At 29.0% G+C, this 23538-nt stretch carries 20 protein-coding genes and 1 tRNA gene; 2 read left to right on the top strand and 19 right to left on the bottom strand.

The window, feature by feature from the left end; genetic code table 11:
* Nucleotides 1-236 precede the first annotated feature (236 nt).
* The 17 genes from B2P65_RS07465 to B2P65_RS07385 form a co-directional block, all read right to left on the bottom strand.
* Nucleotides 237-5630, bottom strand: coding sequence for a diguanylate cyclase (locus B2P65_RS07465; RefSeq protein WP_346879886.1), 5394 nt, complete (start codon nt 5628-5630; stop codon nt 237-239).
* 211 nt (nt 5631-5841) lie between these two features.
* Nucleotides 5842-6708 (bottom strand): type I methionyl aminopeptidase, encoded by an 867-nt coding sequence (gene map / locus B2P65_RS07460; RefSeq protein WP_346849194.1) that lies wholly within the window; start codon nt 6706-6708, stop codon nt 5842-5844.
* 177 nt (nt 6709-6885) lie between these two features.
* The gene (locus B2P65_RS07455) at nt 6886-7533 is read right to left on the bottom strand and encodes an amidase domain-containing protein (RefSeq protein ID WP_346849193.1); all 648 of its coding nucleotides are present in this window, start codon (nt 7531-7533) and stop codon (nt 6886-6888) included.
* Between the two features lie 87 nt (nt 7534-7620).
* A complete protein-coding gene (locus tag B2P65_RS07450; protein ID WP_346849192.1) occupies nt 7621-8496 on the bottom strand; it encodes a DegV family protein in 876 nt (291 codons plus the stop codon).
* Nucleotides 8497-8736: 240 nt separating this feature from the next.
* Complete coding sequence (locus B2P65_RS07445) at nt 8737-9543, bottom strand: acetyl-CoA carboxylase carboxyltransferase subunit alpha (RefSeq protein WP_035134571.1); 807 nt, start codon at nt 9541-9543, stop codon at nt 8737-8739.
* A 30-nt stretch (nt 9544-9573) separates the two neighbouring features.
* The gene (gene accD, locus B2P65_RS07440; protein WP_346879885.1) at nt 9574-10440 is read right to left on the bottom strand and encodes an acetyl-CoA carboxylase, carboxyltransferase subunit beta; all 867 of its coding nucleotides are present in this window, start codon (nt 10438-10440) and stop codon (nt 9574-9576) included.
* Nucleotides 10441-10464: 24 nt separating this feature from the next.
* On the bottom strand, nt 10465-11814 hold the full coding sequence (locus B2P65_RS07435) for an acetyl-CoA carboxylase biotin carboxylase subunit (protein WP_035134569.1): 1350 nt from the start codon (nt 11812-11814) through the stop codon (nt 10465-10467).
* A 19-nt stretch (nt 11815-11833) separates the two neighbouring features.
* Complete coding sequence (gene fabZ / locus B2P65_RS07430) at nt 11834-12262, bottom strand: 3-hydroxyacyl-ACP dehydratase FabZ (protein WP_414632261.1); 429 nt, start codon at nt 12260-12262, stop codon at nt 11834-11836.
* Between the two features lie 61 nt (nt 12263-12323).
* Nucleotides 12324-12851, bottom strand: a complete 528-nt coding sequence (gene accB / locus B2P65_RS07425; RefSeq protein WP_346879884.1) for an acetyl-CoA carboxylase biotin carboxyl carrier protein — start codon at nt 12849-12851, stop codon at nt 12324-12326.
* A 3-nt stretch (nt 12852-12854) separates the two neighbouring features.
* On the bottom strand, nt 12855-14093 hold the full coding sequence (gene fabF / locus B2P65_RS07420) for a beta-ketoacyl-ACP synthase II (RefSeq protein WP_346879883.1): 1239 nt from the start codon (nt 14091-14093) through the stop codon (nt 12855-12857).
* 22 nt (nt 14094-14115) lie between these two features.
* A complete protein-coding gene (fabG, locus tag B2P65_RS07415) occupies nt 14116-14856 on the bottom strand; it encodes a 3-oxoacyl-[acyl-carrier-protein] reductase (protein WP_346879882.1) in 741 nt (246 codons plus the stop codon).
* Nucleotides 14857-14870: 14 nt separating this feature from the next.
* A complete protein-coding gene (gene fabD / locus B2P65_RS07410) occupies nt 14871-15815 on the bottom strand; it encodes an ACP S-malonyltransferase (protein ID WP_346879881.1) in 945 nt (314 codons plus the stop codon).
* Between the two features lie 15 nt (nt 15816-15830).
* Entirely contained in the window at nt 15831-16772 is a 942-nt protein-coding gene (gene fabK / locus B2P65_RS07405; RefSeq protein ID WP_346879880.1) for an enoyl-[acyl-carrier-protein] reductase FabK, read from the bottom strand.
* A 49-nt stretch (nt 16773-16821) separates the two neighbouring features.
* Nucleotides 16822-17052 carry an acyl carrier protein gene (acpP, locus tag B2P65_RS07400; RefSeq protein WP_346879879.1) on the bottom strand — a complete coding sequence of 77 codons (231 nt, stop codon included), beginning with the start codon at nt 17050-17052 and terminating at the stop codon, nt 16822-16824.
* A 26-nt stretch (nt 17053-17078) separates the two neighbouring features.
* Nucleotides 17079-18053 carry a beta-ketoacyl-ACP synthase III gene (locus tag B2P65_RS07395; protein WP_035134560.1) on the bottom strand — a complete coding sequence of 325 codons (975 nt, stop codon included), beginning with the start codon at nt 18051-18053 and terminating at the stop codon, nt 17079-17081.
* 16 nt (nt 18054-18069) lie between these two features.
* The gene (locus B2P65_RS07390) at nt 18070-18531 is read right to left on the bottom strand and encodes a MarR family winged helix-turn-helix transcriptional regulator (RefSeq protein ID WP_035134559.1); all 462 of its coding nucleotides are present in this window, start codon (nt 18529-18531) and stop codon (nt 18070-18072) included.
* Nucleotides 18532-18710: 179 nt separating this feature from the next.
* Nucleotides 18711-19583 (bottom strand): M23 family metallopeptidase, encoded by an 873-nt coding sequence (locus B2P65_RS07385; RefSeq protein WP_346879878.1) that lies wholly within the window; start codon nt 19581-19583, stop codon nt 18711-18713.
* A gap of 354 nt (nt 19584-19937) precedes the next feature.
* Between B2P65_RS07385 and B2P65_RS07380 the strand changes: the two genes are divergently transcribed.
* Together B2P65_RS07380 and B2P65_RS07375 are read left to right on the top strand one after the other, a co-directional pair.
* The gene (locus B2P65_RS07380) at nt 19938-20933 is read left to right on the top strand and encodes a DnaD domain protein (protein WP_346849182.1); all 996 of its coding nucleotides are present in this window, start codon (nt 19938-19940) and stop codon (nt 20931-20933) included.
* Entirely contained in the window at nt 20926-21915 is a 990-nt protein-coding gene (locus tag B2P65_RS07375; RefSeq protein ID WP_346879877.1) for an ATP-binding protein, read from the top strand. Before B2P65_RS07380 ends, B2P65_RS07375 begins: the two co-directional genes overlap by 8 nt.
* A 55-nt stretch (nt 21916-21970) precedes the next feature.
* Here the strand turns inward: B2P65_RS07375 and B2P65_RS07370 are convergent, their stop codons facing one another.
* Entirely contained in the window at nt 21971-23239 is a 1269-nt protein-coding gene (locus B2P65_RS07370; RefSeq protein ID WP_346879876.1) for a DNA polymerase IV, read from the bottom strand.
* 198 nt (nt 23240-23437) lie between these two features.
* Nucleotides 23438-23512: transfer RNA gene (locus B2P65_RS07365), tRNA-Thr, on the bottom strand.
* Nucleotides 23513-23538 lie beyond the last annotated feature (26 nt).

Below are 23538 nucleotides of genomic sequence, written 5' to 3'. Positions count from 1 at the left end.
TTAATAGTACTACTATTATTTATCTCCCAAACTTTAATATTCATTATTATATTTTAATATAAATTTTAAATAACTTATAAGTACCTTTCCCTATGGAAAAGCGCTATAACTCCTACTTAAAGTATATCTTATATATACTATATATAAAAATATATACTTTTAAGTTTTTATTAATTATCTATTTATGATAAAAGGTATGAAACTAGCTCTCTAATTTCATACCTATAAATTTAATATTATTGATATTCTTTTAGGATTGGAACAATTATTTTACCTAAAGTATTAATAAAATTTAATTCATCATAAGTAAACTCCTTATGATTAATTGATGCTGTTAAGTATATTACTCCAATTATATTTATTTTGTCTTTTAATAAAACTATAATATTAGATTTTAAATCAGGAATGTTTTTAATTTCATCATATTCATCTATGCAATCCCAGTCTACTCCACAAATATTTTCTCCTGAATTTATTGTAGCCTTAATCTTATTGTATTTACGTATTTCATCAAATTCATCCAGTGTTTCATCTATAGTTTTAGAGTATCTATTGACTAATTCCCCTTGTTTTATGGTAAACAATGTACATGAATCTGCTTCAACAATTTCTGTAATTCTATTAATTGTAATGGCAATTTTTTCATCTACATTTCCCTCTGAATTAATTAAATCTATGAATTCAATTAAAGTTGATACATTCTTATAGTCTTGATTTTCACTACCTACAAATATACCACTTAATTTATTTGTAGTGCTTATTTTAGAACCATAGGATTCTTCCCATACTCTAGTAGCATTACGACCACTATTTTTAGCTGCATATAAAGCTTGGTCTGTTTTTTCAATAAGCTCTTCATAGGTAGTCGTATGATTAGGATAATTAGCTACGCCTAAACTTACCGTTACTACTCTTTTATCTCCCATAACTTTTGCCTGATAAATTTTCACTCTAATTCTTTCAGCTATACTCTTAGCTTCCTCTATGCCTGTATTAGGTAATACTATAATAAATTCTTCTCCACCATATCTTCCTACTGCATCATCTTGTCTTATATTTTTTATAATTACTTCACATATCTTACTTAATACTTGGTCACCCATTCTATGTCCAAAGGTATCATTAATGGTTTTAAATTTATCTATATCTACCATTATAGTTGAAAATTCAGAGTTAAAATTAAAAGATCTGTCTATCTGTTCATGAATAAATGATTCTAAATACCTTCTTGTTAATGTCTTAGTCAACTTGTCTATAGTAGAATTTCTTTTTATATTAAGTTTATCAATTATCATATACAAGATTTTACCTATAGTTACACACTGGTGCATTGTCTCCTCATTTATGTTATTTAATTTCCTTTTACTTTCCACATATACATATCCTAACACATCATGATTATAATCATATTTACTCATACCTCTACTGTTTTTAGAAATTTGAGTTATTGGTATACACATAGCTGCTTTTATATCATTTTCGATATCATAACTTAGTATATTCCCATTGGCATCACAAATAACTTTTCTACTTAACCTAATAGGTATTCCCTTATTTCTAGCTATGTTAACTATAGACATATCATTTGGGAGTTCTACATCATTTCCATCACTTGACACTATAGAAAATCTATTATTATTCTCGATTATTATATTAGTTTTCGTTGCTAAACTAATATAACTTATATATTTGCATATGATGTCCATACTTTCTTGACTATTTCCACATAAGTTATTTAGTAAGTCCTCAATACTATCAATATCTGTAAGATAATCCTTAGATGAATCCTTTAAGGATTTTGTAAATTCTTCATTTACAAAATCACTCTCTAATATAATTTGAAATAAATCTTCAATATTTTCTGTTGTATTAATATTTATTTGGTCTAACTTTATTCCTTTTCTTTGATTATAGTAACTTTTTATTTGTAATAGTATTCGAAAGCAATCCACCATGTTTCCTTGATTCTGTAAAAAAGATTTTCTATAGTTCTTAGGAATTTGCAATAATATATCCTGTATTATATCACAGGCCTCTGAAATATATAACGCTGCTTTAGCCCTATCTCCATTCTCATAATAGGTATATCCTATTTTATAATATATTTTCCAGGATAAATTAGAATTTTTAATATCCTTATATTGAGCTAATGCCTCTTCTAAGGCATCTATAGGCATACATTTATCTATAACAGCTTCAATATATATTAAAGTCAATTTATTAAGATCAGACTTTATTTCATGTTCAAACTTTTTAATGTAATAAAATATTTCTGTAGCTACACTATTTAAATCTTGATTTAAAAGTTGTAAAACTCCATCGGATAACATTGACACCCTTAAATCTACATATAATATCTTTTCACTAGCCTCAATTACATCTTCTATACTTTTCATTTTTCTCTCTAAGAGTATCTTGTTTATAATACAAAGTAGCTCCATTTTATATTTCATTAAAGAATTCGTATTATCAAAAGCCTTTTTACCTTCTAATAAATAATCCATAGCTTTTTGTCTATTACCAATTAAGGAATTTATATAATATTCCAATATATAGTATGGAACTAATTCTTGCTCAAAAATTGAATTTCTTTCTATATATTTGTTGCATATATCTATATATCTAAAACATTCAGAATACTTTCCTTGTTTATATAATGTAGATGCCATATATACATAATTATAAAAATTCATATATATTAATTCATTTTGAGTAGCTATATTAGAGGCCTTATTTAAACACCTATATGCTTCATCATAATTTACTAAAACATAACTAAAAAATCCCATATTAGATAAAGCTATTACTTCATAAAACTTGTTTTGTTCAATCTTACTTATTTCATAAAGCCTATCAAACCAACTCAGTGCTTCATCACCATATTGATAATAATCACCATATATAACTCCAATGCTATTATATATTCTAGGTAGTGCCTTAGTATAGTTCTTTTCATAACATTCAGTAACTGTTCCTTTTAATATCTTTAAAGCTTCTTCTTCCTTACATTGGGCAATCAGTGCATTACAATAGCTATTATAGAAACCAACTTTATAATCCATATGCTCTTCTTTACAAAGGCTTATTCCTTCCTTACATACATCTTTAATCTTCTCATACTTTCCAGTATTATATGAATTTCTTACTATTATTCTTAAGTATTCTATAGTACCTTTTAAATAATCTACATTTTCTAGTGCTTTTGATATTTTCTTAGTATAGTGCTCAATCTCTTCTTCCATACACAAATCTATGTATATCCAGATCATTTCTACCATAATATCTATATTAGTAATTATCTTATCCTGAAACTTACATAGTTCTTGAGCTTTAATATAATATTCTAATGCTACACTTTTTTCAGATATACTATTGTATAACTTACCTAAATTCATATTAGTTTCTATTTCATCATTAATAAATTCATCTCGATTTTGAAACTTATCAATGATTTGAAGAATCTTAAAACTATATCTTATAGCTTCATTCACACTGTTTATATTCTCTAATCTCTGCTCGTTCTTCTTATAGTAGTATATAAGTTTTCTACTAAGCCCTAAAATCTCAAGATGATAGATAAGTTCTTCTATATAGATATTTAATTCATCATAGCAATATCGTTCAAGTACTACTACAATTTTCCTATGAATATCTTCTTTTATAGATCGCTCTAAATCCTTATATAGATAACTTCTTAAAAATTTATTATAAAAGGTATACACAAATCCATTATCGCCTATGGAACTATATAATATACCCTTGGCAACCAACTGGGCAACTACATTATCTACATCACTTTCATTTGTTGTAAGTACATCTTTTAATACTCTTACTGGCATTGGTGTATAAAAAAATGAAATTATATATAAAATTTCATAGGATAGTTTGTCTACATCTTTTAATTGGGCTTCACAGACCTTTTCCATATTCACTGGCATATACATATCATGGTTATCAGGCTTATACCATCTACCATTTTCTTCGTTTAAATATATGATTTCTCTATTACATAAATCCTTTAAGGACTCTTCAATGAATAATGGATTTCCCATTGAATATTTATAAAATCTACTTATAAATTCATCGGATATCTTCTCAACATTTAATATATTTCTTAGCATCTTTGCAGAATTGCTCTCTGTTAATGATCTAAGGTGAACATTTAACGCAACTTTATCTGCAATGTATTCAATAAACTGTGTAAAATTATTATTATTAAGGCAATCACCATCCCTATATCCAATAATAATAAGCACATTAGTCCTAAAATAGGTTTTGTTCAACATATATTGAATTAAATTTAGTGTTAATGTATCATACATATTCATATCATCTATGATAATTACCCCTGGGTTATCATAGTAATACTCTTGTAAAAATGATGATATCTTAGCTATAAGTATAAGTCTTTCTTTATTTTCTAGTTTAAAATATCCTAAATTTTCATTATTATTATCTCCATAAATGTCTGGAGCTAGCAGCATTATTTCTTTCTTATATTTATTAATTAAATTTTTATCTGCAATACTCACTATTTTTCTTAATAACTGTGCAATAGTAACCTTCGTAGATTCTTCTTTATTACTTTTCATATAAAAACATCTAAGTCTTTTATTTTCTTTAACATTCATAATGTATTTTATGTGTTTTAATAACCGAGTCTTACCTATTCCTATTTCACCATGAATTAATATAATATTTTTAGTTTCATGATATTTAACTATATGATTTATGGACTCCATAATCATTTTTAGCTCTTCATCTCTACCTATTAATGGGATATTAAAATTTAATTCTCTTTTTTCACTATTAATTTGATATTTAAAGTTCATGTTATATATGGAATTAACTTGTTTAATAATATCAAAAATACTATTTATTGAGTTATCTCTACTACTACATAGTTTATCTATTAAATTATATAGTTTTACTCCAAATAACTCTTTATATTCTTGCCCTTCATTACTTTCCATGTGTTTTATAATTATTTTACAAGTTTTAGAATCCCTATATCTTCCTTTATTTTTTAATGAAATATTAATTAATATTTCACATAATCTATTTATATAGTATCTTTCTTCTTTAAATTTATTAGAAGTAACCTCTTCTATGTCTTCTGAATAACTAGCTATGCCTGTTTCTCTTGATTGTAAAAGTGCGGTTAATTTATCTTTTAATTTAACTTTAAAATCTAAACTTACATATATATTGTCATCACTAAATGGAACTACTTTCATATAATTGTAACTTTGATTATGTGCTACTACACATATTTCTAAAAATACTTTAATTAATATTTCTTCAGAAATGCCTTCTACAGCATCTAGCAATAACTTGTAATCACTATATACTTCTGTAGTGTAATAATAATTATCCATCTTATCCTTGTTATCTACACTGTTTACTACACCAAAATCTAAAATTCTTATAACATCATTTTTTATAGTGGGTATTTTTTCATATTCAGATATACAATAATTAATTATTTTATTTTCTATATTAGAATTATTTACAACATAAATGTTTACCATAGACATGTTATTATATATGTCTATGGCTTCATATACAGAATAAATTCTATTTTGGTTTAATAATTCCACTATTTTATATCTTTCATTAATTATCTTCATATTTAGTACCTACCTAATTAAAATAATATTAAGTTTAATGTAGATTATTGTTAAATAACTCATAACTATCTATCTTTATTACATATTATACCATACGACACCATAATAATGTACTTATACATTTTCTTAATGACAAAATAATTTCTTGTATTTTTAGACAAAAATCTTCAATTTAATATTAAAATTTAACCCTCTTGTGTACAAATATATATTAAGTTAATATTTCATAACCATCTTCAGTAACCAGTATGGTGTGTTCCCACTGAGCAGATAACTTGTTATCTTCTGTGACGGCAGTCCAGTTATCATCTAACACAACAGTTTCTGGTACCCCTTCATTTATCATTGGTTCTACTGTAAATGTCATTCCTGGTAGAAGAATCATCCCTTCGCCTTTTTGTCCTATATGAGGAACAAAAGGTTCTTCATGAAATTCATTACCTACACCATGACCACCATAATCATAAACTACAGAATATCCTTTGCTAGTTGCAAGCTGATTTATAGCAAATCCTATGTCTCCTAAAGTATTAAAAGGTTTTATTTGCTCTATTCCTACCTTTAAGCACTCTTTAGCAGTTTGTACCAAATCTTTTGCTTTATCACTAACATTTCCCATGAGAAATGTTCTATTTGAATCACCATAATAACCATCTAGAATACAAGTTACATCAACATTAACTATATCACCATCTTTTATTATAGTTTCTTCGTCTGGTATACCATGACAAACCACACTATTTATAGATACACAGGTGCTCTTAGGAAAACCATGATATCCCAAAGGTGCTGGATATGCTCCATGGGATACTGTATATTCATGGACCCATCTATTTACTTCTTCTGTAGATATTCCTACTGTTATTTTTTCTTCTACCATATCTAGTATATCTTTAGTTAGAGCACAACTTTTTCTTATTCCATCTATATCCTTTTGAGATTTTATAATTTCTCTTGGTATTTTATATCCATACTGTTCACTTAGCTTTTCTAAATACTTATCTTGCTCCATATGACACTTTTTGTATTTTAATCCACTTCCACACCAACAACTATCATTTCTATTTAATTTATCCATATTAACCTCCATCATAATTAACCTCTTACATTCATATATAAATCTATTACAAAATTACTCTATTTTATATACTATATGTTTTACTTCTATTATACCACTTATTCCTTCTTACCATATTTTAATAGTAAATAATAATAAAAAAGTTTTGTAGAAATACATCTACAAAACTTTAAACAATTAAAAATGATAAATATAAATATATCTTCCCTTTTTGTTCTTTAATAATTTTAAGTATTCGTATAAAGATACATGCTTTCTATTCAATGAATGCTGAGCTATGAATAAGTCATTTCTGTTTAATGCTACATTAAACTCTTTAGCATGTACTACTTGAGAATGATATATTTTTTTGTTACTGTCTGCATATTGTATAACATCACCTATCATAATATAAGTATATAGTTCATCAAACTTAGCTATTGCTTCTTCTACTGTTAACTCCTTAAATTCATCTGCCATATTATTTCCTTGGCCATCTTTGTTTCCCCAATATTTTCTAAAGTATTCCGCACTTCTCCATGTCAGGGAAACTTTCTTTAAAGCCATTGGATCTTTAGTATAACAAAACCAATCTGTAAACTTTCTATAATCTGACCCCTTCATTTTCATTCCGCCTGCTACTAAAACTTGACTTATAAAATTAGCACAGTCATTATCCTTAAATACAGGGTATTCTTTTACATTGGGAGTCTCTGCATAAGCTTCAGCATAAGCCTTTGCTCTCGCTCTATTATATACATAGTTTTTTCTATTGATTATCTCATCTTTAAGTTGGGATTTCCTTTTGATCCTTTTGATTATTTTAAGTAATCTTATACTCTTCATAATCAACCTCCCATCTTAAATATTAAAGCTAATTAGGTTGTAATTTAACCTCTATAATACTTATATACTCACAATCTACTAATTTGTTTACTCTTCTCTTCCATTACCAACAAAAAATAGTGCTAATAATCCTGCTCCAGTATGACTACCTATAGTCGGTCCTAAATTATTAATTATACACTCCTTAACTCTTCCGCTTTTTCTACAGAACTCTTCTAACAACTTTGCATCTTCTACACAATCTCCATGAGAAATAGTTATTAGTTGTTCTTCTCCTATGCTTCTTTCCTCAAATTTTTTTACAAGCTCTAGCATAGCCTTTTTTCTACCTCTAACCTTACTAAGAGGTATTAGTTTCCCCTCATTATTCATATGAAGTACCGGTTTTACACTAAGTAAAGTTCCCACCGTTGCAGCAGAACTTGATACTCTTCCACCTCTTTTTAAATGCTTTAAATCATCTACTGTAAAGTAATGATTTATTTTTAGTTTTATTCCTTCCGCAAACTCAACTATTTCTTCTTTTGATTTATTTTCTTTCATCATATCATAAACCTTATATACTAGTAATCCTATTCCCATACTAGCAGATAATGTATCTATTATAGTTATATCACAATCTGGATATTCTTCTTTCACACTTAAAGACGCATTTATTGCATTATTTACAGTTCCTGATAACCCTGAAGATAGTCCTATATAAATAATTGCTTTTCCTTCTTTTACTATATTTTTAAAAGCTTCTTCAAATTTATATACATTAATCTGGGATGTAGTATACATATCTCCAGTTCTTAAACCATCATAAAACTCTTTAATATCCAAAGTCTGACCAAAATAATCCTCTATATCTCGGCCTTTGAAATTACAACCAATAGGTAGACCTACTATGTTGGGTTGATTTATAAATTCAATAGGTAAATCGCTACCAGAATCAACTACTAAAACTACTTTGTTATTCATATATCATATTCCTCTCATTTATAAATTTATATAGCTTTTACTACATTCATTTTATATACTTAATTTTAATTATGGTCTCTTCTATATTATAATAGCTAGTTCAATTATTCATTTAATTATATATTAACAAAATAAAATAAGACCAATTATTATTAGTATTATAATCATTTTACTATAAGTTAAAACAATTTACATCAATACTATATTATAATTAGTCATATATTACCATATTTTATTAGTTTATTCTATATATTTACCTAATTTTCTAAACTTATAATATCTCTTAGTCAATAAAGAGTCTACAGGTTCTTTACTTAATCTTTCTAATACTTCTTTTAAATTTGCTTTTATACTTAAAATCATTTTATTTGAATCTTCCTGTGCTCCTCCTTTAGGTTCTTTGATAACCCTATCAATAACTCCTAAACCTAATAAATCTGAAGATGTTATTTTCATTATCTCAGCTGCCTCTTTAGCTTTAGTAACATCTTTATATAAAATAGATGCAAATCCTTCTGGAGATAAAATTGAGTATATAGAATTCTCAAGCATCCATACCTCATCAGCAACAGCAAGAGCCAATGCTCCTCCACTTCCACCTTCTCCTATAATCATAGAAACTATAGGAACCTTTAAATTACTCATAGTCATAAGGTTTTTAGCAATTGCCTCTCCTATACCACGCTCTTCTGATTCTATTCCACAAAAGGCACCTGGAGTGTCTACAAAAATAATTACAGGTCTTTTAAATTTTTCTGCTTGGAGCATAAGTCTTAATGCTTTTCTATACCCCTCTGGCTTTGGCATTCCAAAATTTCTTTCTATATTTTCTTTAGTACTATTGCCCTTTTGTATTCCAATAACTGTAACACTTTTATTTTCAAATTTAGCTATACCACCTACTATGGCACTATCATCGCCATAGCCTCTATCGCCTTTTAACTCTATAAAATCCTCAAATATACTATTAATATAGTTAAGTGCTGTAGGTCTCTTAATACTACGTGCTATACTTACCTTTTCCCACGAGCTAAACTTGTTATCCATCTACTTCCAACACCTCTATTCCTTGTATCTTCAATTCACATGTATTTTTATAATAGTACTAAGAGTACTCTTCATATCCTTCCTGTGTACAACCTTATCTACATAGCCCTTTTCCAAAAGAAATTCCGCTGTCTGAAAATTATCTGGTAGCTTTTGCTTTATTGTTTGCTCAATAACTCTTCGTCCTGCAAATCCAATAAGTGCATTAGGTTCAGCAAGTATTATATCTCCTATCATTGCAAAACTTGCTGTTACACCTCCAGTGGTTGGATCTGTTAGTACAGATATATATAGTAACCCCCTAGCATTATGATAGGATAATGCTGCTGACGTTTTGGCCATTTGCATAAGAGAAAATATTCCTTCTTGCATTCTTGCTCCTCCAGAGCAAGTAAATATTACTATTGGAAGTTCCTCCTTTGTTGCTAATTCTATGGCTCGTGTAATCTTCTCTCCAACTACACTTCCCATACTTCCCATGAGAAAATTACTGTCCATAGCACATATAACTACAGTATTACCATCTATCTTCCCTATACCTGCTATAACAGCCTCATTCATATTAGTAACTCTTTGTATCTTACTTACCTTCTCCGTATATTCTGGAAAGTCTAAAGGATTGTCTGAAATCATATCTGCAAATAATTCTTTAAATGTTCCTTCATCGATTGTTTGCTTAATTCTTTCTCTTGCTGTAAGTCTAAAATGTCCTCCACAAGAATAACACACTTTTAAATTATTTATTAAATCTCCTCTATATATGGTATTACCGCATTTAGGACATCTAATCCACATTCCATCAGGTACTTGTGGTCTCCTTTTTATCTCGCCCTCTTTATTGCTCGGTTTTACTTCGATATAAACATTTTTTTTAAATAATGACCTTAAATCTTTCATATAATTACCTCATTTAGATTTAAACTATTTAACTTTATTAAGATATGCTTCTAAGAACCCTGTATCAAAAGTTCCTTCTACAAAACTCTCATTAGTTAAAATATCAAGCTGAAGGTCTATGTTAGTACTAACTCCTTCTATTATGAATTCACTTAATGCTCTTTTCATTTTGCTTATAGCTTCTTCTCTATCTTTACCGTGAACTACAAGTTTACCAATCATTGAATCATAGCAGTGTGGAATTTTATATCCTTGATATACGGCAGAATCTAACCTAATCCCATTTCCACCAGGTACATATAAATTAGTTATTTCACCTGGACAAGGTCTAAAATTTTTATAAGGATCCTCCGCATTTATTCTACACTCAATAGAGTGACCTGTAATTTTTATATCTTCTTGTGAAAAACTTAACTTTTCTCCATATGCTATCCTAATTTGTTCTTTTATTAAGTCAACTCCTGTTACCATTTCTGTTACAGGATGCTCTACCTGTATTCTAGTGTTCATCTCCATGAAATAGAACTTCTTATGCTTATCTACTAGAAATTCTATAGTTCCAGCATTTACATACCCTATAGATTTAGCTGCTTTAACTGCAGTCTCTCCCATTTTTTTTCTCATACTATCATCTATAAATACTGATGGTGCTTCTTCTAACACCTTTTGATTTTTTCTTTGTATAGAACATTCACGCTCTCCTAGATATACTGTATTTCCATAATTATCTGCTATGAGTTGTATTTCTATATGCCTTGGTTTTTCTATAAACTTTTCTATATACATCGAATCATCGTTAAATGAAACTTTCGCTTCTCTCTTTGCTGCATTAAAATCACTTATAAGCTGATTCTCATTATTTACAATCCTAATTCCTTTTCCTCCGCCTCCGCTAGAGGCCTTTATCATTACTGGATATCCTATTTCTTTAGCTATTACTATAGCTTCCTCTTCATTATTTATAATTCCCTTTGATCCTGGTACTACTGGTATATTAGCCTTTTCCATAAGTTCTCTGGCTTTTGATTTATTTCCCATATTGTTTATATTTTCTGCTGTGGGTCCTATAAATTTAATATTACACTCTTCACACATCTTGGCAAATCTACTATTTTCAGATAAAAATCCAAACCCTGGATGAATAGCCTCTGCACCTTTTAAAATAGTAGCATTTAATATATTATTTTCATTTAGATAACTATCCTTTGAGGCTGATGGTCCAATACAAACACACTCATCTGCCATTTGTGCATGCAAAGCTTCTCTATCACCTTCAGAATATACAGCTACAGTTTGTATTCCCATTTCTCTACAAGCCCTAATTATTCTAACTGCAATTTCTCCTCTATTAGCAATTAATATCTTTTTAAACATACGGCTACCTCTCTTACTTTTATACTCCTACTGCGAAGGTTAATTCACATTCACAAGCTACTACTCCATCAACTGTGGCAATTCCTTTACCAATACCCATTGGTCCTTTTATCTTTATAATTTCAACTTCTAGTTTTAATCTATCACCAGGTATAACTTTTCTCTTAAACCTAGCATTTTTTATCCCACCGAAGTAGGCTATCTTGCCTCTAAACTTTTCATCATAAAGTAATGCAATGGCACCAACTTGTGCAAGAGCTTCTACTATTATCACTCCAGGTAATACAGGTTCTTGCGGAAAATGACCTTGAAAAAAATATTCATTCATAGTTATATTTTTATATCCCACCGCTTTTTTCATTGGTTCTAAACCTTCTATTTGATCTACAAATAAAAATGGATATCTATGAGGTATTATTTCTTGTATCTCTTTTATATTGAGTTTTATTACATCACTTTCTATTGCATCCAACATTATTTATATTACCTCCTTTATATAATCTATATTTCTAAAGTTTTATCGCCATTATAGGCTGACCAAATTCTACTACATCTCCATTATTAACAAATATTTTAGCCACCGTTCCTTCAACTTCACATTCAATTTCATTCATCAATTTCATAGCTTCAATTATGCACAGAATTGACTCCTTTGATACTGAATCTCCTATTTTTGTATAAGGTTCTCCATTTTCTGTAGGTGAAGAATAATATGTTCCTACCATAGGTGACTTAACTATAAAGCATTCTTCTAAATTACTCTCTTCAGTAGCTATTTCTTCAGTAATTATTTCTTCATGCTTTGTTGATATTACTGAAGTATTATCACTTACATTATTAGTATAACTAACAAACTCTGTATCACATTTATCTGTGATTTTAGATTGATTTAATGCTCTAGCATCTTCATTATAAATAATTTTGCTAGAATCATTTTTGCTCATCCTTATTCTAAGTCCTGCTTCTTCTAGTTCTAATTCCTTAAGATCGGAATCATTTATTAATTTAATTAGCCTTTCAATTGCTTCATAATTCATAATTTATTCCTCCCATTTCTTAAATAAAAGTGTAGCATTATGACCACCAAATCCTAAAGAATTAGACAAAGCATATTTTAGTTCTGCTCTTCTTCCAATATTAGGAACATAATCTAAATCACAATCTTCATCCTTCTCTTCAAGACCAATAGTAGCTGGAATAAACCCTTTCTCTAAAGCTTTTATACATACAATTGATTCTATAGCACCTGATGCTCCCAATAAATGTCCTGTCATTGATTTTGTAGAACTAACTGGGATCTTATAGGCTTGCTCTTTAAATAAATTTTTAATAGCTATAGTTTCAAATTTATCATTATATGGAGTACTAGTTCCATGAGCATTAATATATGATATATCTTCTAAACTTACATTTCCTTCTTCTATAGCAAGTTGCATAGCTCTTGCTGCCCCTTCTCCATCAGCACTAGGTTGAGTGATATGATAGGCATCACAAGTAGCTCCATATCCAATAACTTCACCATATATTTTTGCACCTCTTGCCTTTGCATGCTGGAGCTCTTCTAAAATTAAAACTCCTGCTCCTTCACCCATTACAAATCCACTTCTATTTTTATCAAAAGGAATAGATGCTTTTTTAGGATCCTCACTCTTACTTAAAGCCGTTAATGCAGTAAATCCAGCAAGACCTATTGATGTTATAGATGCCTCTGTCCCACCTGTAATCATTACTTCTGCTCTATTTGCCTTTATCATCTCAAAAGCTTCACCTATACTATTAGTTCCTGTAGCACAAGCTGTCACTACAGATAGGCATGGCCCTTTAGCACCATATTTAATAGCAACATTTCCTCCTGCCATATTCTCTATCATCATAGGAATTAAAAATGGTGATACCTTAGTTGTATCTCTTTCTAACATTCTTTTATATTCATTTTCTAATGTATCGAGTCCGCCAATTCCTGAACTAATTAAAACACCTAATCTATATTTATCAATACTATCTAAATCTAAATTTGAAGATTTTACTGCCTCCTCTGCTGCTGCCATAGCAAGTTGACAATATCTATCCATCCTCTTAGCTTCTTTTCTATCAATAACCTCTGTAGGGTCAAAATCTTTAACCTCTGCTGCTATTTTAACTTTAAACTTTTCTACATCCATAGATTTTATAAAATCTATGCCACATTTACCATTCTTAACTCCATCCCAAAAGCTGTTAATATCATTACCAATAGGAGTTAATGCTCCCATACCTGTGATTACCACTCTTCTATTCACTTTATATGTCCTCCTTAAATAACTACATTACCATTCCGCCATCTACATTTATAACTTGACCTGTTATATAGTCTCCACCCTCTGATGCAAGAAAAACTACAGTCCTTGCTACATCTTCTACATTTCCAAATCTATTTAAAGGAATTAGTCCTAACATACCATCCTTTACTTTTTCACTTAATACATCTGTCATATCACTTTTTATAAATCCTGGTGCTACAGCATTTACAGTTATACCTCTAGCTCCTACTTCCTTAGCTATTGACTTAGTAAGTCCTATAACACCTGCTTTAGATGCTGCATAGTTTGCCTGCCCTGCATTCCCTACAACTCCTACTACAGAAGAAATATTTATAATCTTTCCACTTCTCTGTTTAAGCATGTGAGCCACTGCACTCTTACAAGTATTAAATACACCCTTAAGATTTATATCTATAACCTTATCAAAGTGCTCTTCTTTCATTCTCATAATTAATCCATCTTTTGTTATTCCTGCATTATTAATTAATATGTCTATAGTTCCAAAAACTTTTACCGTTTCATCTATTAATTTTTTTCCTTCTTCGAAACTACTTACATCTCCTTTTACTAAAATAGCATTTCCTCCAAGACTTTTTATTTCCTCGGCAACTTTTTCTGCCTCTGCATCACTACTAACATAATTTATAACCACATTAGCTCCTTTTTTACCAAACTCTATAGCTATAGCTCTTCCTATACCTCTACTTCCTCCAGTAACTACCACATTCTTTCCTTTAAACATATATATATCCTCTCCTATACATGAGCTTCTTGTAAATATTTCAATGTACTATAAATTGATTCTTTATCCTCAACATTTAATATTTTTACATCTTTACTTATCTTCTTTACAAAACCACTAAGGGCTTTTCCTGGTCCAACTTCTATAAAAGTATTAATTCCCATATCAATCATATTTTCTATGGTCTTTTGCCATTTCACAGAAGATTTAACTTGAGCTTCTAACAACTGTCTAAGTTCCATTACGTTTTGTAAAACCTCTCCTGTAACATTAGGTATTACTTCTATATTGCTTTCATTAAAAGTTACCTCACTTAATACATCTCCTAATTTTTTAGATGCATTTTTCATTAATTCTGTATGAAATCCTCCACTTACTGGTAACTTAACAATTTTCTTAGCACCTTTAATTTTTAAACTTCTCATAGCTTCTTCTACTAAGAAATCCTCTCCTGAAATTACAATTTGAGAACTACAATTATAATTTGCTATACCTATTATTCCTTTATCACTAAGTTCATTACAGACTTCTTCTATAATTTCTATTTTCCCACCAATGATAGCCGCCATGGAGCCGTTAGTTTTATCACTATCTTCCTTCATGAATATTCCTCTTTCTCTTACTACTCTTAATCCTTCTTCAAAATTCATAATTCCACTTGAGATTAAAGCAGAATATTCTCCAAGGCTCAATCCTGCAACAACTTTAGGATTTATTCCATGAGATTTTAAAATCTCAAATAATGCTATTGAAAGAGTTACTATAGCTACTTGATTATTTTCAGTAGAGGTTAGTTCTTCTATGGGACCATTGAAGCATAACTCACTTATATCTTTATTTAAAATTTTGTTAGCTTTTTCAAATACTTTCTTAGCTTCTAAGAATTCTTCATGTATTTCCTTTCCCATACCTACGTACTGACTTCCTTGGCCTGGGAAAATAAATGCGATATTTTTCATAGTTACCTCTCAATTTTAAAATTTATTTATCATGGATTTTAGTAAAGTTTCAGTACCTTCTACAAAATCTTTAATTATTTCTTCACAACTTTCTTCCTTTTTTATTAAAGCTGCAATTTGACCTGCCATAATAGAACCATTATCTACATCACCGTCTATAACAGCCTTTTTAAGTCCACCAACCCCTAATTGTTCTAGCTCCTCAGCTGATGTACCTAACTTTTCAAGTCTTAAATATTCTCTAGATAATCTATTTCTAAGAACTCTTACAGGATGCCCAGTACTTCTACCTGTAACTACTGAATCTATATCCTTTGATTCTATTACCTTCTTTTTATAATTTTCATGAATAGTGCACTCATTAGCTGCTAGAAATCTAGTTCCTACTTGAAACCCATTAGCACCTAATGCTAATGCAGCCAACATTCCTCTAGAATCTCCTATACCACCAGCTGCTATAACAGGTATATTTACAGCATCTACAACCTGAGGAAGAAGTGCCATAGTTGTAAGTTCTCCTATGTGTCCACCAGCTTCACAACCTTCAGCAATTACCATATCTGCTCCACTTCGCTCCATTCTTTTTGCAAGCCCTGTTGAAGCTACTACTGGAATAACCTTAATATTATGATTTTTCCACATATTCATGTATTTACCTGGGTTTCCTGCACCTGTTGTAACAACCTTTACTCCTTCTTCACAAACAATCTTAGCAACCTCATCTGCATTATCACTAAGAAGCATTATGTTTACTCCAAAGGGTTTATCTGTAAGTTCTTTAGCTTTTCTTATTTCTAATCTAACATTTTCTGGAGAGTTATTTCCTGCCGCTATAATTCCAAGTCCTCCTGCATTTGATACGCTACTTGCTAATATACTATCTGCAATCCAAGCCATAGCTCCTTGAATTATTGGGTATTGTATTCCTAAAGCTTCACATATATCTGATTTGAACATATATACCTCCTATGGTTAAGGTCAGATAGATAGCTATCTGACCTTTGTTTTAATTAACTTTGCTTTCTATATAGCTTGAAATATCTTGAACATTTTTTATGTTTTCTATATCCTCATTTGGAATTTCAATATCAAACTCTTCTTCTAAACTCATAACAATTTCAAATATTTCTAGAGAATCTATTCCTAAATCATCTGTAAAACTTGCTTGTATATTTAGTTCCTCTACCTCTAAACCTAGTTCTTTTGCTATAACTTTTTTTACTCTTTCTAATACCATTTTTTATTCCTCCTATATACTTTTATTTATTTATTCCATTTTAACAGTGCACTACCATAGGTTAGTCCACCACCAAATCCTATAATTACTATGTTACTTCCTTGTTTAATTTGACCATTTTTATTTGCTTCATCTAAAGCTATTGGAATACTTGCACTAGATGTATTCCCCTTTTTGTCTAAATTTATAATGAATCTAGACAAAGGTATATCAATTTTCTTACTAACACTTTCTATCATTCTTATATTAGCTTGATGTGGAAGTATAAAATCTATATCATCCTTTTTTATATTGCTTTTTTCAATAATTCTATTAAATTCCTCTTCCATAACCTTAACAGCAAACTTATAAATATCTTTTCCATTCATCTGAATCTTATTATTATTTATAACTTCCTTGGTACATATATTCTCCATAGGAAGTATGTCACAAGTAAGGGATTCACCTTTAGATCCTACACTTTTACAGTTGATATAACTTATATACTCTTCAGAATCTTTTCCTATAACTACAGCTCCTGCTCCATCTCCAAATAATACACAAGTATTTCTATCTTCCCAATTTACGATTTTAGATAATACCTCTGCTCCAATTATTAAAGCTTTTGTAGCCCTACCTGTTTCTATATATCCCTTAGCTATATCTAACGCAAATATAAACCCACTACATGCAGCATTTATATCAAAAGCCATAGCATTTACAGCACCTATTTCCTTTTGTACATTACATGCAACTGATGGAATTAAACTATCTGGTGAAACTGTAGCCACTAAAATTAAATCAATTTCTTTACCATCTACATTACTATCCTCTAAAGCCTTTAAAGCTGACTTTATTGCTAATTCTGAAGTATCTTCTCCAGTAGAAATTCTTCTTTCCGCAATTCCAGTTCTCTCTCTAATCCAGCTATCTGAAGTATCTACAATATTCTCTATATCTTTATTGTAAACTATATTAGATGGTGTATAAGAACCTGTTCCTAGTATTCTTGAACCAATCACATTTATTCTCCTTTACTTATTTTTTAAGATTGTATTTTGACTTAAAGAAGCTATTTACTTTCTCTAGAGATCTTATTAGCACTTCTTCCTCTTCATCTGTTAAACCTTTTATAGTTTCACTAATCATGTCCTGATGAAATTTTTCATGAACTCTATATGCTAACTTTCCTTTTCTAGTAAGAGCTATCATTACAGATCTTCTATCTTCTTCTCCTCTTGTACGTTCTACATATCCTTTTTTTACAAGTTTTGTTATGGCTGTAGTTAAAGTACCTACTGTAATATTTAAATCATTTGCTACTTCCGTCATAGTTCTTGGATGATACATTCCTATAGCTTCAATAGTATGTATCTCTGTAACCGATAAATCTTTAAGTACTCCTTCTTGTAGAGCAGTTTGTTCAATCTCTAGAATATCATTAAATATAGTTACTAATAATTCATTTAATACGTATTTATTTGAATTTAAGGATTTCATTCTACTTTATTCCCCTTTTGTTTGACTTTCAAATAGTTTGATAATCAAAGTATATTACTAAAGAAAAACAAAGTCAATATTTTTTTTTTACTTTTATTTTTACAAATAGTTTAACTTGTCACAATTTATTCATTTTTATCAAAAATAAAGTCTAGATAAATCTAGACTTTATTAAAAGTTTAATATCCAATTATCCCTGTATATCCTAAAGGATCTATTGGAACTCCATCTACTCTTATCTCAAAATGTAGATGTGGACCTGTACTATCTCCAGTATTACCAACTTCTGCTACAACTTGCCCTCTTAGAACCTGTTCGCCTTCAGACACATTTAATTTGCTACAATGTGCATATACAGTCTGCAAGTTATCACTATGGTCGATTATTACTACTTTACCATACCCATCTGCTATCCCTGAAAAGCTCACTGTTCCATCTAATGCAGCTTGAATTTCAGTACCTGTATTAGCAGCCAAATCAATTCCCTTATGATAATATCCTTCTCTCTTCTCACCAAAAGTGGAAGTTAGTATACCTTTTATAGGTGTTGTTATTGAATTGTGTAAAAAAACCTCTCTATTTATTTGGGTATTCCCCCTACTAAGAGGCGTAAAAGCAACTTGCGAATTATTAGTCTTTTGTATATATTTAACCTGATTTTCTTTTGTAACTGTAAAGTTAATTAAACTGTTATCATTTGTATTATTGTATCCTATTATTTTATTAGAAATTTCACTTTCACTTAAAACATCTTCTTTATTACAAGTTATTTTTTCATATACTATCTTATTATTTACAGCAATATCTTTAACATTATCTATATTACATGTATCTATATAGATATCTCTTACTTTATTAAGAACATTGTTACCTGTAGCTTCATCAGCAACTATGCCAATTTCTACACCATCTGATTTCATAACTACTGCCTTTATTTTTTCATTCGCTTTTACATTTTCTTTTGCTTCTACCGGATTCATGGTAATCATAGTTAAAATACATAAGAGTGATACACATACTATGACTAATTCTCGTAGTATATTTTTCATCATTGTATTACCTCCCTACTACAATGATAATATACCCCATTGAAATTATTTTAAACATAATGTACAAAACAATAGTTAATTTTATTATTAATAAAATATTAATTTTATATACTAATATCTATACATTTATTAATTATTAAATTTTACTTTTAATAGGTTTACTATATGATATACTAAGGTTATAATATAATTCTTAATTGAAACTTATTCTAAAAGGTTATAAAAATAGAGCAATAAGATATAACTTATATAACAAATAAATAATTTATTTACTTATATATAATTATAACCTTAGTTTTCAACAAGAGTTTAATGTAATGCTATTACATTACGATAACATGGAAAGGTTGAGATTCTATGAGTACTTTTATGTTTAAAACCAAAAATTTAGATTATACTCCCGTAAGCAATGTGTTTATAGATAACTTCATGGCAAAGGCTAGAGGCGAGTATATAAAAGTTTATTTACTTGGTCTTAAATATTGTGTTAGTGGAGAAATAGGTGTAAACTCAACTCTTATAGCTTCAGCTCTATCCTTATTAGAAACTGACGTAATAAATGCTTGGAATTATTGGAATGACGAAGGTGTTATAAGATTAGTTCCCATAGATAACATGGGAAATTATAATATAGAATTCTTAGAACTAACTAAGGCTCCCGATAACGGAAAATCTGTGAATTTATTAAAAGAACTAGATAATTCTATGGTTAAAGATATGTTGCAAGATATAGAAAGATTATTAGCACGTCCACTTTCGCCCAAAGAAATGACTACTTATCTCGGATGGCAAAACGACTTTAATTTTTCTCCTGAAATTATACTTTTACTTATAGAATATTGTGTTTCTAAAGGAAAATCTGACTATAGATATATTGAGAAAATAGCTGTATCTTGGAGTGATAACAATATAACTAGTATAGACGAAGCACAAGACTTTATAAAAAAGCATGAGGATAAATGGATTAATATAAGAAAAATCTTAACTTATTTAGGTCTGAAAAATGGTGATGTTATGAAACCTCAAGAAGAGCTTTTGGAAAAATGGTTAAATGTATATAATTTTTCTTTAGAAATTATATATAAAGCTTGTGACATATGCTTTGAAAGACTAAATAGAGCCGACTTTAAATATATTGATGGTATACTTAATAGTTGGTTTAAAGACAAAATTAAAACTCTTCAAGATATTGAGTTAAAAGACAAGAAAAAAATTAATTTTAAACCTATTGTTAATGAAGTTTCAAATACCAATACAAAAAAAGGCAAAGGTAAATTTCATAGTTACGATCAAAGGACCTATGATTTTGAAGATTTAGAAAGAAAACTTTTAGGATGGGATAATAATGACTAATAAATATCATTTAGAAATTATGAAACTTTATGATAAAATAAAGGAAAATCAAAAAAATGCTTTAGAATTAAGAAAATCAGAAGTAAAAAAACGTGTTCCTGAAATAGATGATATTGAAAATCATATAGGGAAGCTATGTATTAAGGTTTCCCTAGCCGCCTTTCAGGATGCGCCTAATAGAGAACAACATTTAAAAGAACTAAAGGAAAATATAACTAATTTAAGAGTTAAAAAGACTGAGTTACTGGTATCAAACGGTTATCCTTTAGATTATCTAGATATTCATTATAATTGTAATAAATGTAATGATACTGGATTTATAGGATTACAAAAATGTAGTTGCTATAAACAAAAACTTAATAGTTTTTATTATAGAAATAGTGATTTATTCATAGTTTCTGATGATCATAATTTTGCTAATTTTAATATGGACTTCTATAGTGATAAAAGAATTGGCCGTGAAAAATATAGTCCAAAGGAAAATATGAAAAGCATTGTAAATCAATGTTTTAGATATATAGCAAACTTTGAGTCAACATTAGAAAATCTTCTTTTTTATGGTAATCCAGGCACTGGAAAAACCTTTTTATCTCACTGTATCGCAAAAGAATTAATAGATAATGGATATTTTATAGTGTATAAGACTTCTGAAGAATTGATTAAAAACTTAAAAGATATAAGATTTAATAACAATTTAACTCTAGAAGATCACCTAATTAATTGTGATTTGCTTATAATAGATGACTTAGGTACAGAAGTATCCTCAGAATTTGCTATATCTGAGTTATTTAACCTACTGAATACAAAGCTTCTAAGAAATAAAAAAATGTTAATATCTAGTAACTTTTCTTTAGATGAATTATTATCTATCTATTCAGAACGTATTACATCTAGACTTTTTGGTAATTTTTCTTTGTTTAAGTTTTATGGTGATGATATAAGACTTCAAAAAAATTTAAATAGTAAAGCATCCTCTAAATAATTTCATTTGATCAAAGGCATCCTAACTTATACTTATATTAAGTTAGGATGTTTTTTTATTTAGAAGAATCATAAAGGCCTCCCATCATTAAAAAATCTTCTGCTTTTTCATCTTCTAAGTCCCTTTTATTATTTGAGCTTATAAAGGTAGATCTTATTATGGATGAATCTCCATACTTTTCTCTTATCTTATCTATAGTACTATCTAAGTTTCTTTGTTTATCTATTTTTTCATCATCAAATAAAGATTTTTGATATATACTATTATCACTCAACTTAGTTACTCTGACTCCTAATAATCTTATGGGTTCTCTACGCCACATCTCCTTAAATATTACTTTCACTAATTTAAAAATTTCTTCAGTCGAATCTGTTGGGGTTAAAAACTTTTTCTGATGAGAATAAGTTGTAAATATATTCGACTTTATTGATACAACTACAATACCACATAAAGACTTATTAGCTCTAAGTCTCTTAGCTACGCTTTCAGTAAGTGACAATAATACTTTTAAAGCTTCATCTGTACTTAATATATCCTTGCTTGTAGTAGTTGAATTTCCTATGCCTTTTACATCCACATAATTATCACAGTTTATGGGTGAATTATCTATTCCATTGGCATATTCATAAATTATATTTGCATAGCTCTTAAATATATTTCTTAAAATGCTCAAATTATAATTTGCTAAATCTCCAATTGTAAATATATTTAAATCTATAAGCTTTTTTTCTGCTGCTTTTCCAACCATAAATAAATCGCCTACTTTAAGTGGCCACATCTTTATTTTTATTTCTTCTTTAAATAATGTATGGATAGAATTCTTCTTAGAAAAATCACTAGCCATCTTAGCTAATAACTTATTATTTCCTATTCCTATATTTACTGTAAAACCTAAGTCTTCTTCTATTTTTCTTTTAATCTCCTTAGCCTTTTCCATGTAGTCATATTTAAAATGACTTGCTTCCATAAAAACTTCATCTATAGAATATCTTTCAATAAAATCAGAATATGGCTCTAACAATTTATACATATCATTACTAAACCTTGTATATAGTTTATGTTCTGGTGGATAAACTTTTAATTGAGGGCACTTTTTCAACGCGGCTACTATAGGTTCTCCGGTTATTATATTAAATTTCTTAGCTGGAATTGATTTTGCTAAAACTACTCCTCTTCTAGCTTCTATACTTCCACCTATTATAGAAGGAATTTTTCTTATATCTATTTCACTTTCTCCACATCTTAATAAATTTATAGCTGTCCATGATAGAAATGCAGAGTTAACATCTATGTGAAATATTATTCTCTCGGACTTATTCTCCACAAATATCACATCCTCAAAATTAACTTATATTCTTATTTTAACGAACAAATATTCGTTTGTAAAGATATAATTATATCCCTTTATAACAATAATTTATTTTAAATTAAAATATGCCCTTAATTTTTATGTATTTAATTATTTTTTACTTATGTATTAATTCAAAAAATAAAAAAAGACTCTGAATTAATTCAGAATCTTTGGAGCTGGCAATAGGAATCGAACCTACAACCTGCTGATTACAAATCAGCTGCTCTACCGTTGAGCCATGCCAGCATAAGTGGCGACCCAGAAGGGACTCG

It is taken from the genome of Clostridium sp. UBA3061, from assembly GCF_002367465.1.
GTDB lineage: Bacteria > Bacillota > Clostridia > Clostridiales > Clostridiaceae > Clostridium_J > Clostridium_J sulfidigenes.
Note: the sequence above shows the minus strand (reverse complement) of the source record. Positions and strands in the feature narration are given on the sequence as shown.

Bases quoted from the DNA above. Each gene is read 5' to 3' on its own strand.
- B2P65_RS07385 (WP_346879878.1), bottom strand. From the start codon at position 19,583: ATGATGAAAAATATACTACGAGAATTAGTCATAGTATGTGTATCACTC.
- acpP (WP_346879879.1), bottom strand. From the start codon at position 17,052: ATGGTATTAGAAAGAGTAAAAAAAGTTATAGCAAAAGAACTAGGTTTA.
- B2P65_RS07455 (WP_346849193.1), bottom strand. From the start codon at position 7,533: ATGAAGAGTATAAGATTACTTAAAATAATCAAAAGGATCAAAAGGAAA.
- accD (WP_346879885.1), bottom strand. From the start codon at position 10,440: ATGAAAGATTTAAGGTCATTATTTAAAAAAAATGTTTATATCGAAGTA.
- B2P65_RS07450 (WP_346849192.1), bottom strand. From the start codon at position 8,496: ATGAATAACAAAGTAGTTTTAGTAGTTGATTCTGGTAGCGATTTACCT.
- B2P65_RS07465 (WP_346879886.1), bottom strand. From the start codon at position 5,630: ATGAAGATAATTAATGAAAGATATAAAATAGTGGAATTATTAAACCAA.
- B2P65_RS07435 (WP_035134569.1), bottom strand. From the start codon at position 11,814: ATGTTTAAAAAGATATTAATTGCTAATAGAGGAGAAATTGCAGTTAGA.
- fabK (WP_346879880.1), bottom strand. From the start codon at position 16,772: ATGTTCAAATCAGATATATGTGAAGCTTTAGGAATACAATACCCAATA.
- accB (WP_346879884.1), bottom strand. From the start codon at position 12,851: ATGAATTATGAAGCAATTGAAAGGCTAATTAAATTAATAAATGATTCC.
- fabD (WP_346879881.1), bottom strand. From the start codon at position 15,815: ATGAAAAATATCGCATTTATTTTCCCAGGCCAAGGAAGTCAGTACGTA.
- B2P65_RS07375 (WP_346879877.1), top strand. From the start codon at position 20,926: ATGACTAATAAATATCATTTAGAAATTATGAAACTTTATGATAAAATA.
- fabG (WP_346879882.1), bottom strand. From the start codon at position 14,856: ATGTTTAAAGGAAAGAATGTGGTAGTTACTGGAGGAAGTAGAGGTATA.
- B2P65_RS07390 (WP_035134559.1), bottom strand. From the start codon at position 18,531: ATGAAATCCTTAAATTCAAATAAATACGTATTAAATGAATTATTAGTA.
- B2P65_RS07380 (WP_346849182.1), top strand. From the start codon at position 19,938: ATGAGTACTTTTATGTTTAAAACCAAAAATTTAGATTATACTCCCGTA.
- B2P65_RS07445 (WP_035134571.1), bottom strand. From the start codon at position 9,543: ATGGATAACAAGTTTAGCTCGTGGGAAAAGGTAAGTATAGCACGTAGT.
- map (WP_346849194.1), bottom strand. From the start codon at position 6,708: ATGGATAAATTAAATAGAAATGATAGTTGTTGGTGTGGAAGTGGATTA.